The sequence below is a fragment of the Polynucleobacter sp. JS-JIR-5-A7 genome (genome assembly GCF_018687935.1).
Taxonomy (GTDB): Bacteria; Pseudomonadota; Gammaproteobacteria; order Burkholderiales; family Burkholderiaceae; genus Polynucleobacter.
Genome location: NZ_CP061308.1, coordinates 2,101,292 through 2,116,467 on the forward strand (window position 1 = coordinate 2,101,292; position 15,176 = coordinate 2,116,467).

Annotated in this window: 21 protein-coding genes; 5 read left to right on the plus strand and 16 right to left on the minus strand. The window is 42.7% G+C overall.

What is annotated here, in order from left to right:
* The first annotated feature begins 42 nt into the window (after nucleotides 1–42).
* Together AOC29_RS10935 and AOC29_RS10940 are read left to right on the plus strand one after the other, a co-directional pair.
* Nucleotides 43–780 carry a pseudouridine synthase gene (locus AOC29_RS10935; RefSeq protein ID WP_215296009.1) on the plus strand — a complete coding sequence of 246 codons (738 nt, stop codon included), beginning with the start codon at nucleotides 43–45 and terminating at the stop codon, nucleotides 778–780.
* Between the two features lie 56 nt (nucleotides 781–836).
* On the plus strand, nucleotides 837–2,465 hold the full coding sequence (locus tag AOC29_RS10940; protein ID WP_215297531.1) for a peptide chain release factor 3: 1,629 nt from the start codon (nucleotides 837–839) through the stop codon (nucleotides 2,463–2,465).
* Nucleotides 2,466–2,707: 242 nt separating this feature from the next.
* Here the strand turns inward: AOC29_RS10940 and AOC29_RS10945 are convergent, their stop codons facing one another.
* The gene (locus AOC29_RS10945) at nucleotides 2,708–2,944 is read right to left on the minus strand and encodes a DUF2798 domain-containing protein (protein WP_371819524.1); all 237 of its coding nucleotides are present in this window, start codon (nucleotides 2,942–2,944) and stop codon (nucleotides 2,708–2,710) included.
* Between the two features lie 350 nt (nucleotides 2,945–3,294).
* Nucleotides 3,295–4,167, minus strand: coding sequence for a DMT family transporter (locus AOC29_RS10950; RefSeq protein WP_215296010.1), 873 nt, complete (start codon nucleotides 4,165–4,167; stop codon nucleotides 3,295–3,297).
* Nucleotides 4,168–4,273: 106 nt separating this feature from the next.
* Here AOC29_RS10950 and AOC29_RS10955 point away from each other — a divergent pair, with 106 nt between their 5' ends.
* Both AOC29_RS10955 and AOC29_RS10960 read left to right on the plus strand, forming a co-directional pair.
* On the plus strand, nucleotides 4,274–4,918 hold the full coding sequence (locus AOC29_RS10955) for a histidine phosphatase family protein (RefSeq protein ID WP_215296011.1): 645 nt from the start codon (nucleotides 4,274–4,276) through the stop codon (nucleotides 4,916–4,918).
* A gap of 32 nt (nucleotides 4,919–4,950) precedes the next feature.
* The gene (locus AOC29_RS10960) at nucleotides 4,951–5,721 is read left to right on the plus strand and encodes a MipA/OmpV family protein (protein WP_215296012.1); all 771 of its coding nucleotides are present in this window, start codon (nucleotides 4,951–4,953) and stop codon (nucleotides 5,719–5,721) included.
* Between the two features lies 1 nt (nucleotide 5,722).
* On the opposite strand, the gene AOC29_RS10965 is transcribed toward AOC29_RS10960, so the two are convergent.
* The 11 genes from AOC29_RS10965 to AOC29_RS11015 form a co-directional block, all read right to left on the minus strand.
* Nucleotides 5,723–6,517, minus strand: coding sequence for a substrate-binding domain-containing protein (locus tag AOC29_RS10965; protein WP_215296013.1), 795 nt, complete (start codon nucleotides 6,515–6,517; stop codon nucleotides 5,723–5,725).
* Between the two features lie 57 nt (nucleotides 6,518–6,574).
* A complete protein-coding gene (locus AOC29_RS10970; protein ID WP_215296014.1) occupies nucleotides 6,575–7,258 on the minus strand; it encodes a haloacid dehalogenase type II in 684 nt (227 codons plus the stop codon).
* A gap of 471 nt (nucleotides 7,259–7,729) precedes the next feature.
* Entirely contained in the window at nucleotides 7,730–8,371 is a 642-nt protein-coding gene (locus tag AOC29_RS10975) for an MIP/aquaporin family protein (RefSeq protein ID WP_215296015.1), read from the minus strand.
* The gene (locus AOC29_RS10980; RefSeq protein WP_215296016.1) at nucleotides 8,368–8,847 is read right to left on the minus strand and encodes an arsenate reductase ArsC; all 480 of its coding nucleotides are present in this window, start codon (nucleotides 8,845–8,847) and stop codon (nucleotides 8,368–8,370) included. Before AOC29_RS10980 ends, AOC29_RS10975 begins: the two co-directional genes overlap by 4 nt.
* A gap of 115 nt (nucleotides 8,848–8,962) precedes the next feature.
* The gene (locus tag AOC29_RS10985; RefSeq protein WP_215296017.1) at nucleotides 8,963–9,289 is read right to left on the minus strand and encodes a helix-turn-helix transcriptional regulator; all 327 of its coding nucleotides are present in this window, start codon (nucleotides 9,287–9,289) and stop codon (nucleotides 8,963–8,965) included.
* 118 nt (nucleotides 9,290–9,407) lie between these two features.
* Nucleotides 9,408–9,962, minus strand: a complete 555-nt coding sequence (locus AOC29_RS10990) for a peroxiredoxin (RefSeq protein WP_215296018.1) — start codon at nucleotides 9,960–9,962, stop codon at nucleotides 9,408–9,410.
* Nucleotides 9,963–10,025: 63 nt separating this feature from the next.
* The gene (locus AOC29_RS10995; protein WP_215296019.1) at nucleotides 10,026–10,394 is read right to left on the minus strand and encodes a phosphate-starvation-inducible protein PsiE; all 369 of its coding nucleotides are present in this window, start codon (nucleotides 10,392–10,394) and stop codon (nucleotides 10,026–10,028) included.
* Nucleotides 10,395–10,461: 67 nt separating this feature from the next.
* Nucleotides 10,462–10,908 (minus strand): tetratricopeptide repeat protein, encoded by a 447-nt coding sequence (locus AOC29_RS11000; RefSeq protein ID WP_251370003.1) that lies wholly within the window; start codon nucleotides 10,906–10,908, stop codon nucleotides 10,462–10,464.
* Nucleotides 10,909–11,059: 151 nt separating this feature from the next.
* Nucleotides 11,060–11,584, minus strand: a complete 525-nt coding sequence (locus AOC29_RS11005) for a superoxide dismutase family protein (protein WP_251370004.1) — start codon at nucleotides 11,582–11,584, stop codon at nucleotides 11,060–11,062.
* Nucleotides 11,585–11,725: 141 nt separating this feature from the next.
* A complete protein-coding gene (locus tag AOC29_RS11010) occupies nucleotides 11,726–12,310 on the minus strand; it encodes a histidine phosphatase family protein (protein ID WP_251370005.1) in 585 nt (194 codons plus the stop codon).
* A 155-nt stretch (nucleotides 12,311–12,465) separates the two neighbouring features.
* Nucleotides 12,466–12,819 carry a winged helix DNA-binding protein gene (locus AOC29_RS11015; RefSeq protein ID WP_215296020.1) on the minus strand — a complete coding sequence of 118 codons (354 nt, stop codon included), beginning with the start codon at nucleotides 12,817–12,819 and terminating at the stop codon, nucleotides 12,466–12,468.
* 69 nt (nucleotides 12,820–12,888) lie between these two features.
* Between AOC29_RS11015 and AOC29_RS11020 the strand changes: the two genes are divergently transcribed.
* Nucleotides 12,889–13,461 (plus strand): hypothetical protein, encoded by a 573-nt coding sequence (locus AOC29_RS11020; protein ID WP_251370006.1) that lies wholly within the window; start codon nucleotides 12,889–12,891, stop codon nucleotides 13,459–13,461.
* Between the two features lie 55 nt (nucleotides 13,462–13,516).
* Here the strand turns inward: AOC29_RS11020 and AOC29_RS11025 are convergent, their stop codons facing one another.
* The 3 genes from AOC29_RS11025 to AOC29_RS11035 all read right to left on the minus strand — a co-directional run bounded on the left by AOC29_RS11025 (nucleotide 13,517) and on the right by AOC29_RS11035 (nucleotide 15,103).
* Complete coding sequence (locus tag AOC29_RS11025) at nucleotides 13,517–13,924, minus strand: cupin domain-containing protein (protein ID WP_215296021.1); 408 nt, start codon at nucleotides 13,922–13,924, stop codon at nucleotides 13,517–13,519.
* 86 nt (nucleotides 13,925–14,010) lie between these two features.
* Nucleotides 14,011–14,400, minus strand: coding sequence for a tautomerase family protein (locus AOC29_RS11030; protein ID WP_215296022.1), 390 nt, complete (start codon nucleotides 14,398–14,400; stop codon nucleotides 14,011–14,013).
* A gap of 19 nt (nucleotides 14,401–14,419) precedes the next feature.
* Nucleotides 14,420–15,103, minus strand: a complete 684-nt coding sequence (locus tag AOC29_RS11035) for a glutathione S-transferase family protein (protein ID WP_215296023.1) — start codon at nucleotides 15,101–15,103, stop codon at nucleotides 14,420–14,422.
* Between the last annotated feature and the right edge of the window lie 73 nt (nucleotides 15,104–15,176).

Sequence of the window (15,176 nt, forward strand, 5' to 3'; positions counted from 1 at the left end):
CCGCGCACCAAGTAGGCTCAGGCTTTATCGGATAATGCAGGTATGGAAGAAAAAGTTCGCGTCTCTAAATTACTATCTGAACTGGGCTTATGCTCTAGACGCGAGGCCGACTCTTATATTGAGCAAGGCTTAGTCACAGTAGATGGTGAAGTGGTAAATGAACTAGGTGTTCGTGCTTATCGTCATCAAAAAATTGAATTGCAATCTGGCGCTAAAGTGCAGCAAGCATCTCGCATTACCGTCATCCTCAATAAGCCTGTTGGATACATCTCACATTATGATGATGAGCAAGAATATCAACCGGCAGCATCTCTCATCACTCCAGAAAACTACTTTGGTAGTCCGCTGGATAGAGGTAGAAATCCGCGCTTCAACACCAAGGGACTTGCTCCCGCTGGTAGATTGGATATCGACTCCACAGGCTTGCTGGTCTTAACGCAAGATGGGCGCATTGCCAAACTACTGATTGGCGAGAACAGTCCGATTGAAAAAGAATATTTAGTACGGGTTGAAGGAGTACTCTCTTTTGAAGATTTAGATCGTCTTAAACATGGCCTCTTTCTAGATGGCGTGGCGCTCAAGCCAGCACAAGTGAGCTGGCAGAACGAAGATCAATTGCGGTTTGTTCTACGCGAAGGTCGTAAGCGTCAAATTCGTCGCATGTGCGAAATGGTGGGGCTAAAAGTGCTGGGCTTGAAACGCGTCAGAATGGGTCGCATCTCTTTGGGGCCACTACCTCCAGGCCAATGGCGATTTGTAAGGCCGGAAGAGCAATTCTAAAAGGCTTAGACGCTTATAATTGCGTCCTTACCTAGATTAACCAGCGCAGAATTACCATCGATACCTCCACCTCCAGCACCCCAGCCGCAGAAGTACTTAGACGTCGCAGCTTTGCCATCATCTCTCACCCAGATGCGGGTAAAACAACGCTGACTGAAAAGCTATTACTGTATGCAGGTGCAATTCAGATTGCAGGAAGTGTCAAGGCACGTAAAGCTAGTAGGCACGCAACCTCTGACTGGATGGAAATTGAAAAGCAACGTGGGATCTCGGTAGCCAGTTCTGTCATGCAGATGGAATATCGTGATTGCATTATTAATTTGCTCGACACTCCGGGGCACCAAGACTTTTCTGAAGATACCTATCGCGTATTAACAGCAGTTGATTCTGCCTTGATGGTAATTGATGCGGCTAATGGTGTTGAATCACAAACCCTACGCTTACTAGAAGTCTGCCGCGCGCGTAACACGCCGATTGTTACCTTCATCAACAAGATGGACCGAGAAGTAAAGCCGCCGATGGAGCTGATGGATGAAATTGAATCTGCGCTCGGCATTGAAGTTGTTCCATTTACTTGGCCTGTGGGTATGGGCAAATCTTTTGCTGGCGTAATCGATATTGCCAATATGCGCATGCGCATGTTTAAAGCTGGCGAAGATCGTGTGACCGAAGATTCTCATGCCGTCGTTGATGTCAATGACCCGGCCCTGAAAGAGCGTTTGGGCACAGATTTAGAAAATGCCTTGGCGGAAGTTGCCTTAATCAAAGAAGCCATGCCAGCGTTTGATCGGGAGGCATTCTTAGCCGGTCGCCAGTCGCCTGTTTTCTTTGGCTCAGCTATTAATAACTTTGGTGTACGAGAAATTCTGAACACCTTGGTTGAATTAGCGCCATCCCCTTGCTCACGTAAAGCATTACAACGCGAAGTGAGTCCAGCTGAAAATAAATTCTCAGCTGTGGTCTTCAAAATTCAAGCCAATATGGATCCTGCGCATCGAGACCGCGTGGCATTTTTGCGGATTTGCTCTGGTCACTTTCAGCGCGGCATGAAGCTCAAGATTTGTCGCAACAACAAAGAAGTTCGCACCAATAACGCCCTATCATTCTTATCGCAACGACGTGACATTTTGGATGAAGCTTTTCCGGGTGACATCATCGGCTTACCAAACCATGGTTTACTGCGTCTCGGTGACACTCTTACTGAAGGCGAGCAGCTGCAATTTACTGGACTACCATTTTTTGCCCCTGAAATTTTTCGCATGGTTGAGTCTGCCGATCCATTGCGGTCAAAGCAATTAAGAACTGGCTTGATGCAGCTAGGCGAAGAGGGAGCCATTCAAGTATTTCGTCCGATGGCTGGGGGCACAATGTTACTCGGTGCTTTTGGCCAACTGCAATTTGAAGTAGTTAGTCATCGACTGCAAACTGAATATGGTGCTGAGGTACACCTTCTCCCAGCACGCTATAGCTTAGCTCGCTGGGTTAGCTCAGATGATCCTGTTGCACTGAAAAAATTTACCCAGGAAAATATTCATCGTATGGCAGAAGATGTGGTCGGCGCATCGGTATTTCTTGCCTCTCATAAATCAGAATTGGATGTTGCTCAACAACGCTGGGAATCAATTCAGTTCCATGCACTGAGGGAGCATGCAGGTCTGATTTATCAATCAGACCTAGCTGGCTAATAGCAACCTTTATTGGCGAGCGGCATTGCAGTTGAACACAACAAGCAAAGATGAATCAGCGCTTTTAAAAGAAGCCTTCTTGCCGTATTGCGCGCAGTAAGCATTCGCTTTTTGAGTAAGCTGTTCGATTGATTCGCCACTGCTATTTAAAAAGGTTACGTGATTTGCATCGGATGCATCCGTGAAGACAGCTGCGCACCCTATGAATGCAAAACTGCATAACGCTAATAAAAAAGATCTCTTCACTTTGGCCCTGTTAATTTCTCAATGATTACAGCGCTTACCTTAGTGGCAAATGGTCGATATATCAAGATACAAATAATGGCTACAGGATAGGCTACGGCCCACATCTCAAGCCATACCGAAAAGAAACTATCTCCAGCACCGATACGAACAAAGGTTGCCACTAGAGTAATACTCAATGACATTAAAAAGCCCATTACCAAGGAGAAGATAAGGGCCGGAAGATTTATCATCATCTAATCATAGCGCTTGATTTTTTTAACTGTTATTCTGAGTGGTGATCACTATCTCGCGCCCTAAATAGGGGAATCTTTAGAGCATTGCCCTAGATTCATCACTCCTTTACTTTAGGAATACGAATGGCTGTAGGCCAAAACCAAAAAAACAGAAAAAACGATCCCATGCTCACAAAAACAGGCAAAACACGCCTAGGGCCACTTAACCCAGATCAGCTCACTAAGCTCATGGAAACCAGCACCAAACCAAAAGAAAAAAGCAAAATTTTGCGAGCACTAAATAAGATCCAAATAATTGCAGCATAAATACCAAGCCCCGATTAACGGGGCTTTTTCTTTCTGCCGGCAAGTTACCTGCGCTTGACCAACATTTTTTTGCTCAAGATGACAGTCGATACGACTAAGAAAGCAAACAACATATTCATCAAAGTAAGATGATCGCCCAAGAAAATACTTGCGGCTATTAAGGTGCAGAATGGTTGAATCAACTGCACCTGACTCACTCTGGCAATGCCGCCAATAGCGAGACCCTCGTACCAAAAGAAAAATCCTAAGAACATTGGAAATAGACTTAAGTACACGAAGCTGGTCCAGGCGATCGTATCAGCGCTCCAATATTCCGAATGGAATGTTAAATAAGACATCACTATATTGATTGGCAGTGAAATGACTAATGCCCAAGAAATAACTGCGCGGGGATTCATCTTCCGAGATAACTCGCCGCCCTCAACATACCCAACACAAGCACAAATACCACCGAGCACTAATAAGCCATCTATATAAGTAAAGCTACCAGCACTTTTGAGTAGCGCATAAATAACTACCAAGGCAGCACCCAGTAAGGAAACAAACCAAAAACCCAGGGAAGGGCGCTCCTTAAAGCGCAGAACTCCGATCACCGTTGTAGCTAATGGCATCATGCCCAAAATAACGGCGCCATGAGAAGAAGATCCTTCCTTCATAGCAACCGTTGTAAAAATTGGAAAGCCAAATACGACTCCTAAAGCAATCACAATAAACTTAACTAAATCCGTTTTACTGGGAAACTGAGCCTGCTTATATACAAGATAGGCTAAAGCCACTAGACCTGCTAAACATGCCCTACCAAAGGCAATGAAGTAAGGATTAAAACTGAGAATGGCAATTTTGCTGACAGGCAAGGTTAGGCTAAAGATCAGGATGCCGATAAACCCAATCAACATTCCTTTGCTTTCTTTGTTCACCGTCGCCCTTTATAAATTAGTCAATCTATTGTATTAATAAAGAGGGCTTGACAGGATCTAATATACAAATTCTGCTGAAGAAGGCGCCCACCTTTATCATTACCTCATGAATATCACTCGATTCTGCTTAGTGCGCCATGGTGAAACCGACTGGAATGTCGCACGTCGACTTCAAGGTCATACCGATATTGATCTGAATACTCATGGGGTAAAACAGGCCCAACAGATGGCTAAAGCTCTCAAGAGAATCAATCTGCAGTTTGACGTCCTCTATACAAGTGACCTTGTACGAGCAGCCAAAACTGCCAAGGCCATCGAAGAAATATTTGGGGTGGATGCAATTACTACTGAAGCACTAAGAGAGCGTCATTTGGGAGCGCTTCAAGGACTCACCATAATCGATGCGCCAAATCTTGAGCCCGAACTATGGAATATCCATCTGAGTAGAAATCTAGAGCATGACTTACGTGGTGGCGAAAGCATCAAACGCTTTGCAGAGCGTATTCACAGAGGACTTGAAACAATTCGCATGCAACACCTGGGTAAAACGATTTTGCTGGTCAGTCACGGTAGCGCCATAGAGATGATGTATCGACTAGCAAGCAATCAAGCCTTAGAAGCAGAAAGGACTGTATCTGTGCCGAATGCCTCGCTCAACTGGATTAGCCATGATGGATCTTCGTGGAAAGTAGATCGCTGGGCAGACACCAGTCATTTAGCAAGCTTAGCGCTCGATAATGTAGATCTTTAGGTCTTGCAACTGAAATCGCCTATGATGAGCTCATGAGATTCATTAAAACAATACAGCTCTCTTTGCTATTGGCAGCATTCTCAATGCCAATTTATGCCGCTGAAAATGTACCTGATGGCATCCCCGATCGCATCGTCGGAGACATTGGGGCTGCAGTCTACACCTCTAACCTACACATCGGAACCGAAGGTACCCAATCCATTGTGATGCCTTATGCTTTTTTTGATTACCAACGATTCTTTGTTCGCATCGATGAAGTGGGTATCAAGACTTTTAAAATGGGTTATGGCTATTTTGAGGTCATCGGAAAAATTAATTTAGATTCCTATAAAGTGAAGTCACCAATCAATGGCAACTCTATTAATCGTAGCGATCCAATTCCCTTGGGATTAGGCACTTTTCAAGAAACACCCATTGGTGGTTTTTTTGTGAACGCTTATCATGACTTTGGAAAATCTAAGGGGGCGCTTTATGAGTTTCTCTACTTCGCTGAAATTGAAACATATAAAAAAGTGGTTGTGTATCCACAAATTGGGGTGGAACGCCAATCAAGTCAATATGCCAACTATTACTATGGCATCAATCCTGGAGAGTCTTCACTTACGGGCTACAACGCTTACAGCGCCCCAGCAACTAATAATGTATTAGCAGGCTTTCTGGTGGAAATCCCCGTCCTTGACAACTGGTATGTCAACATTTACGGCAAACGGAAGTGGATGGGTAGCGGAATTAACAATAGCCCAGTGATGAACCGCTCATTTCAAGATAATATTTTTGCAGCTCTAGCGTATCGCTTTAAATAGTCTACCAAGGTAAAGCTGGAAGGAGAGGCTTAAGACCAGCTTTTTGTATTGTTGGTGCAGCCTTTGGCGAAGCTAAATATGCAATTAAATCTCTCGATGCAATCTGACTATTCACATTACTAGTAATGCCCGCTGAAAACAAAACTGTCTGCTGTACTTCTGGTGGAATCTCGCCAATGAAATCAACCCCTGGTATAGGAATCAATTCGCTAACCTGCTGAAAGCCTAACTCAGCGTCTCCTCTAGCAATCACTGTGCCTACACGCTCGCTGTAAATCTTCTTTGCCGTCTTACTCATCTGCTCTGCAATGCCCAGCTTTGGAAATAATTCTGTAGATAAATAGGTTCCACTAGCGCTAGCAGAATATGCCACAGACTTTGCATTCAGTAAGGCTTGCTTCAGTGCGGGGACAGTACTGATATCGGGCCTTGGCGAACCCGCCCGAACTGCAGCGCCAATTACGGAGGCAACCAAATCGACCCTACTTCCTGACTGTACTGCGCCACTCTGAATGAAGCGCTCTAATGCAGGCGCCGCCAAAATCAAAACATCAAATTTTTCATCTCGGGAGAGTCTTGAAGGAATGGAGTCAGGCGCACTTCCCATCGAAGAGCCATACGAGATGATGACTTTATTAGAAGATTGTTTTTCATACTCGGGCACTAGATCTTTGAGGGCTTCTGCAAAAGCACCCGAAGTAATGACCTTTATCTCTGCAGCAAATGAGGGACTTACAAAAAATACAGTTGCAAGAAAAATGAAGGTCGTGACTCTAAGTGAGTGAATAATTTTCATTTTTTAGTGAATGTTAGATCAGAGCAAGATAAGAAATATAGTAACAGCTTAGTTTCTTCAAATGACTTCCAAAACCTTACTTAAAGAGTTGCCCTCAAAATTTGGTTGCTCGCCAATTTCCTCGAATGGATGCCCAAGACGATTTACCCAAAATACGTCATACCCATACCATTTAGCTGCTAGTGCATCCCAAGCATTGCTTGATACAAATAAGACTTCCTCTTTTTTTACAGGAAATGATTTGAGTAGCAACTCATATGCCTGGGGGGCGGTCTTAAATAAACGCACCTCTTCAATCGTGACCACTTTATCTAAATACGGCTTAAGGCCATTGCTTTCTACTACTGTAGCAAGCATCTCTCTACTGCCATTAGACAGAATTGCAGTAGAGGCGCCACGTTTTTTTATTTCTTGAAGAACCATCAAGCTATCTTCAAAACTACTGAGCTTGGCATATTGATCCATTAACTGCTTTTCTATTAATGCAGTCAGCCCTAATCCTAATCGCTTACAGACATAGCGCAGTGAGCGAATGGTTAGATCCCAAAATGGCAAATAGTGTTTACTACCAACGGCACTAGGGTCGCTCATAGTGACAAGACGGGTGTAATCAATTTGCCGATCGCGCCACATCAATGACAGCGTTTGACCATGTCCAGGAAACAATGCTTCTGCCAATTCTCCCATGGAGTAAACGTCAAACAACGTTCCGTAGGCATCGAATGCAATTAGCTTATACATGTCACCCCTTGAATTGATTATTTTTTATTATCGCTCGGTACTAAGGAATGGCATCGACTAAAGCCAAAGATATGAATTCTTTGACTATGTCGGCTATCTGTAGCCCAGCACGTCGTCATGAGTTCTTTTTTGGCCCTCTACGAATCGTTTACTACATATCCCCGACCCACTATGACTAGCTTCTTTTCTTGCGTCTACCTGCATTTGATACATCGCCTCAAAACAATCTCTTCGATTCACGAACTCAAAAGCTTTTGTATGCGTTTGCTTGCCTTTATAAAAGTAGAAAAAATCTAAAGTCCAATACTGATCACCCTTAATGCCCGTATTCAAAGATTCTGATAGTTGTGCAGGAGGGTGACTGACGCATGCACTTAACAAAAATATAAAATAGATAAGGAAAAGCTTATGCAGGTTCAATCGATCACCTATTGAGTAACTCTATTTTTCAAGTTTATAGAAGTTTATGGTTTATCGTTTTGAACGACAAAATAATCCAACCATCACCAATGCCGGCAATATTTCAGCAAGTACAAATCCGAAGACATCATTTGGAGCAATGCCTACAAAAGTATTTGTGAGAGTTCTTGCCACAGCAACTGCTGGATTCGCAAAAAAGGTTGAGGAAGTAAACCAATACCCTGCAGTGACAGTTAAGGCAACAAGCATGGGCACTCGATCTTTTACTTCTTGATCGCCAATACGAATTACTGAAAGCAATACGAGAGTTGATACAAACTCACTAATCCAAATACCTAAGCCAGTTCTGACTTTGGTTGATTCTTGAATGATAGGAAGACTAAACATCAAATGCGTTAGCCATATTCCAGCAATAGCGCCAGTGAACTGACAGCCCCAATAAGCTAACATCTTTTTGAAATCAAGATGTCCTAGCCTCCAAAACATCAGGCTCACGACTGGATTGAAATGAGCGCCTGAGATGGGGCCCAGTAACACAATCAAAGCGTAAAGTCCTGCTCCAGTAGCAATACTATTTCCAAGCAAAGCAACTGCGGCATTGCCAGCGGCCAAAGACTCACCCATCAGGCCAGACCCTGCCACTATTGCCAACAATAGTGCTGTGCCAACAAACTCACTGAGATAGCTTCTCATACTTTTGTATGAATCTCTTTTAGGCTCATTGAATCCAATTTATCTAATGGCATCGCAGCAAGAATATCAATGCGCTTCTGAAGTCCGTTCATCACATTAACAAAAGCTGCCTTTTTCTCCAAGTCAGTACCTTGCACTTGTGATGGGTCAGGAAAGCCCCAATGCGCTGTTGCAGGATTACCAGGCCAGAATGGACATTGCTCACCAGCCGCATTGTCACAAACAGTAATAATGAAATCCATCTTCGGCGCATTGGGCTCTCCGAAAACATCCCAGCTCTTAGACTTTAATTTTGCTGGATCCATGCCCATCTCTAATGCCAACTCCCTAGCAATAGGATTAACAGATGTGCCCGGGGTCGAGCCAGCAGAAAAACCAATAAGCTTGCCACTGGGATGAGTCGAGGCAAGAGCCTCGCCTAAAATTGAGCGTGCAGAATTATGCGTACAGAGAAAGAGAATGTTGTATTGCTTCATTGCTTGTCTTTAGTTAATTAGTAATAAGATTTTTTAGTGATCGATAAAATTTAAACTATAGCCAATGGCATGGGGGTTTGAATATCGGCAAGCTTGATATAAAACCGTAGTCTTTTCATTTGCAGCTCACCTTCTTTTTCTTGGGGGCCTCACAAGACTTGCCACCACAGCAGTTTTCCAACAAAAAGTCGCTTAAGGTATTTACTAAGTTCGTATTAGGTCGGTAGATTAAATTTCTACTTTGGCGCTCAACTACCAAAAGATTAGCATTCACCAATTCTTTTAAGTGAAAACTCAAAGTTGCATTAGGGATGCCTAACTTCTCAATAATTTGACTGGGCGTTAAACCAATATCCCCTTTTTGAACAATCAAGCGAAATACATTAAGACGGCTTTCTTGTCCGAGTGCAACAAATGCCTCAACAGCTTCTATATTTTTCATGTTTCTATAATAATGGAAATATATGACAAAGAGGTTACATAATTTTTCGCCTAATACCCATATTCATAAAATTTAGAATTTGCTAGGAAGGATGCTTGGGGGCCTAGGATATCTAAGCCTAGTGGCTCTTCAAATAATCAATTACCCAGGCTGGATCACTATCACTTGGGAAAATTGGATAGTGAACAGCTTCAATCACACCATGATTAGCAATTAATGTAACCCGCTTCAATAAAATCATCCCTGATGTTGCAAAGGTTGGCATATTCAATGCCTTTTGAAATTGATAGTTCACATCACTGACAACCGGAAATGGCAGATGCAGTCTATCGGCCATTTCTTTTTGATATTCAGTGGATTGAACGCTCAAACCTACAAGCTCCGCACCTAATGCTTGAAGCTCTTGATAGTGATCTCTAAACGAGCAACTTTGCGGCGTACAACCTCTTGCCCCAGGAATTTGATCCCAGCCATCAGGTAAAGCAACATTCGGCCGCCCTGTCATCGGATAACAATAGATAACGAATTTGCCTTTGATATCGCCAAAATGAATAGCCTTACCATTGGTGGCATTTAAAGAAACCTTAGGTAGTTTCATTCCCTTCAAATGATTGGTCGAGCCATCGTCTTGAGGGATTGGTAGACCTGCAGGAAGTTCATTAAAGTTTGTCATAGATCTGGGATAGTCAATGCAATATTTTCAGCAACGCTGTTATTCAAACTGTTGCATCAGGCACTAATCATTTTCTTTAAGCATATTGACACGACTAATAATCCAGCAAGCACCAGCAATCAAGATAATAGCCCCGCTCTCATAGAGCAGGATTGAAGGATTTCCATCTTTGCCCTGAAGGATAATTAATCTACTCAATGCAGTCATTGCAATAAATAAAGGGATTGTTATAGGAATACGATGGCTAGAATAAAAGGCTGCCAGCATCCCAAGTACCTCGGCATAAATAAACATCAGCAATAGATCTTGTAGCTCAACACGACGGCTACTAATAAGGGAAAAAACCTCTTGGCCCATTGCTGCAATAGTAAAAATCGCAATAGTAATTAAAAATAATTTTTCAACAAAGCCAATGATATTTTTAACGTTCATACGCTGACCTTTTTAATTTGGAATTCAATTTTAAATACGCCCTAATATGTGCAGGGCATATATCACTCTACTTTCTAGACTTATATTTTTGTATAGCCTCTTTTAAATCTGAATATTCCTCGCATCCAAATGTACAAACTTTATCTAATCTTGCCAATAATGCCTCAGCGCCTGGTAAGTCATTGTTAATTAACTTTAGCTTGCCGTAATACTCAAGAGCACCGCGATGATTTGGGTCTATTTTCAGGGCGGCTTGATAATACTTTTCAGCCCCAACCAAGTCCGGCGGCTGTTTCTTGCGAAGACTGTAACCCAACAAATTATTCCAATCAGCAGAGCTTATTTCATTGGCAGCCTGTAATTGTTTTATTGCCTGATCATATTTTTCAGCTTTAATGCTTGCCCTTGACTCTGTTAGCCAAGCCGGGTCTGACTTAATAGGTGCAGTATCTGCAGCTTGAGATAGTCCAACCATGGAAATGAACCATAGTGCCGCTAGAAATATTTTTTTCATTTGAAAGCCTATAAGTTAGAGAATCTTTTTGCTGATTATTTAATTGCCACTTGAATAGCATGCGTATGAAAACACTAAAACCACCCAAAGGTGGCTTTAGTGTTTCTTAGCGGCTCCAAGCAGAATCGATCAAAGCCTTAAATGCTCCACCTTACTTAATTAGACCGCAGGCAATTCTGGGGCCTGAGTTACCCGCTGGCTGTGATTTGTAATCATCGGGGTCGCGATGAACAACAACTGATCTTCCCAATATTCCAGTAGGGCCACTATTAACTGCAAACCCACTTAACTTTGCCGAATACACTGCATTGCCATTGGCGTCCGATTTAATATTTGGCATATCTCCAGCATGATTTGAGCCGCTTCCAGGCATACCATGCGACTGTGTGTCTGGATTAAAGTGTCCGCCCGCACTGGTTGCATCAGGGGCAGAACAATCTCCCTTTTCATGAACATGAAATCCTTGCTCAGCATTTGGCTTTAATCCGGAAAAGTTCCCGGTTACCAAAACATCATGTCCTTGCCAAACAAAGTTAACCGTACCTTTTGTATTTGATCCAGAACGTGAATCCAGGGTGGCCGATGCTTTTTGGCCGGTTCCATGCTCCATGGATTGGCAAGCCACCAAAGACATAACAGCAAGCGCGCCCATTGTTAAAGAAATCCCTTTAATCATTACCTGTCTCCTTTTGTTTATATTGCTGCAAGCTAGATCTTGCCTGATTCTCACAAAAATACCATTAAATCAAAAAAGACCTCTTTCAAAGTAGTCTTATTAATTCATTTATTTAAGGGTGGACGGTATCAAACTCTGTCCTCAGGGCTTGGGACTGGGATAAATCGCATGGGAAAGATGTTTTCCGTTTTTATTCACCTTCACCAAAACCATATCACCCACCCCAACTACTTTGCCAGTGAAGGCCTGAATATTGACATGGTGTGTTACCAGAATGAGTGGCGCCTTAGATTGCCTAGACAGCTCGCTTTTAATGAGCTCCTCCAATTCTTTGGTTTGCTTCTTTTCTAGGCTCATATTGTCAAAAAATGAGCCGAGTGATGGTTCAATTTTTATTGGACCTTTATTAAGAAGGGTTGCTGTATCCAAACATCTACACCATGGACTACTAAACACGTCTGCCTTTTGAATACCTTGGCTAGCTAACCACACCCCTATTGCCTTAGCTTGTCTTTTGCCGTAATCATCTAAGTTACGCTGAGTGGAGCACTGGCTAATGACATACCCAGCAGGATCTCCATAGCCAGGAGCATCAGCGTGCCTCATTAACAGCACATGCTGACCATCCTGCAAATCATTTGCCAGAGTAGCCATTACTTGCTGAGCAATACAAAGACTGCTCAGTAAAAAAATGCATGTAGTAATGGTTCGATTAATACGATTCATAAAAATTTTGTCATTTTGCAAGCTAGCCACACCATCCTAATTGATGTCCAATAATCCTGCCAGACAAAAGATAATGCCCCGCATAAAGCGGGGCATTATTGAGTTCTTGGTAACCCGGATCGGAATCAGCAAGAGCCAAGGATCTCTAATCCAGCTTAACCACTCTTTAGAGCTTTTTCTAGACAGGCAGATAAATGCTCATAATGCTTAATCGCTTTTGTCGTAGGAATCACAAATTTTTTGCGCCCATCAGTCTTATCTTCATTGAGCTTTACATAACCCATGGCGACTAAATTCTTAATACGTCCGTGGAGCGTCGCTTGTGAGCCTAGCTCACTTAAGGAAATTAAATCGCCCACCAAAAGCTCCTTGCCTTGAGTGGCAGCCAAGGTAATCTTGTTCAGAAGTTGCTCTTCGGTTGCGTCTAGTTTCTTGCCTGGATTCATATGATCAAGGCCATCTAAGCAATTTAAAAAACGAATATAGGCTGAAGGGTTAATAGCTTTCATAATCTCAATTCTACCCCCCGAAGGGTAAACACCACTATGCTATGCACCAATTAAATTCATAATCATTTAATGCCTATTTTCAAGGCTTCTAGCCAATTTCTCTTCGAAATCATCCTTAGCGCCGCTCCGTATATGGCATTCTTTTATTTCAATCAAGCCATCACGGCACCACTTGAAGATGCCAGGGGGGTTAATTGGATTTTTCTCCCTGCAGGCATTCGTATTTTTATCACTCTAATATTAGATTACTCTGGCGCTATTGGCCTAGCCATTGCTTCACTCTTAATTAACTACATTGGTTTTTATGAATACGGTATAACTTCTACAGTTGGTATTGCGATTATTTGCGGAGTAGCGCCACTACTAGGTAGGCACTTTGTCATTCACAACCTCAAAGTTCAGCCCGATCTTAGTAACATTTCATTAAGACAGCTCTTGGTGATAATCATTGCATATTCATTCCTGAGTTCAGGCCTACATCAACTTTGGTTTGTGATAATGGGTCTAGATTCTGGCAGTTGGAATCATTTCATTGCCATGTTCTGCGGAGATATTGCAGGCTCAATATTGTTTGTGGCCGTTATTAAATATGGGATTGACTTAGTTAAGGGAAGGCTAGGCAGAGATAACTTGATTGAGTAGCGCCCTTTTAAAGAACGCTTCATGCTGGAGATAATCTAAGATTTCTGACTAAGTCTTATTTGGTAGGGGCCGAAGTTGGCTTACCTTTTTCCAAGATCACGGTTGCCAATAATTTGGTGATTCCTTTAGCCGTATTCTTTGCAGCATGCACTTTACCGCCTTCAATAATAAAACCATCGCCTTCTTTCAAAGAGGCCATCGGTTTTCCTTCAACCATTAAATCTACAGAACCCTCTAATATATAGCCCACTAATTCGCCAGGATGGGTATGAGGAACTTCAGCGGCGCCAGCTGGAAACTCAACAATCTGCAAAGTGGCCTCTCTTCCGGTGCTACCCACATCCGATTTTTGAAGTACCGTACGTTTTGGTCGCAACTCGTCAGTCTGCGTCTGCGCGAACGCAAAGTGGGCCATAAAAAAACTGATCGACAAACCCAGCCCAAGCCATTTTGCTAGTTTCATTTTCGGTCCCTATTAAATTGATGTAAATATCGTATCGTAAACTGATTCTATGTGAGGATATATGAGACTACTAGGCCCTAGAATAGCTAATCTTTGGGGGCGTATTGCATCTCACCATTACCAAATGACCAGTTTTCTTTATTCACCTCAATCAAATTGATGACAATGTCTTGAGGTCTAACTTTAAGTCTTTCAACCAAGCCTTCACATATGGCTTTGTAGAACTTTTTTTTCAGCTCAGTAGTTCTACCCTCATTTAAAGTCACCTGAATAAAGATAATATCTTCAGAATACTCAATGCCTAGATAACTTTTAGGTACGACTAGCTCCTGACTTTCGTGCTTAGTAATAACTTGAAACTTATCATCTTTAGGCACATTAATATGCGCCGTCATCACTTGATAAACAATTTCGCCTACTTGTTGGGCAAAACCTTCTGGATGTTTTTTACTTAAATCGATTCTGACAAATGGCATCTAAATATCTCCTTGGGTTTTATTTCTTGAGCCGCTCATTACTTGGAAAAAGATTCTTTCTGGACTCTTCATCAACCTCTGTCTTGAAAGTGAATTTAGTCTTAATAGCTTCAACAGCCTGAGCACTTGGCTTGGCATTGATTTCATCTAACAATCGCTTCACACTAGGCAACTTTTCCCAGGCACCTTCACCCAATACAAACGGAATCACTCTGGCCCAACCCCAAACAGACATGTCCACAATGCTGTAGTCACTGAGCATATAAGGCTGTTTAGCTAGATGCTCTTCAATTAATAACCAGTGACGCCATGCCTCAAAATCATAGCGATTGACCGCATATTCTTTTGGCTCTGGAGCAAAGTGTTTGAAATGAACAGCTTGCCCACAATACGGTCCAATACCGGTAGCAACAAACATAAGCCATGAATAGAGCTCAGCATGTGCTTGCGGCGTATTTGTTGGCATGAACTTGCCAATCTTCTCGCCCAAGTAAAGCATGATGGCATTGCTATCAAACACCTTAATGTCGCCATCAACTAAAGCAGGCGTCTTTCCATTGGGATTGATTGCTCTAAACTCTGGTTTGTGTTGATCGCCCTTACGGGTATCAGTCACAATGATTTCGTAAGGCGTATTGGTCTCTTCTAAATACAGGGCTACTTTCGCTGGATTGGGTGATGGGTGATAGTAGAGCTTAAGCATTTTTTATTCCTAGAAGTCAGTCTCTTTTAATAATACCCACAAATGAAAAACCACCCGAAGGTGGTCTTTGTGT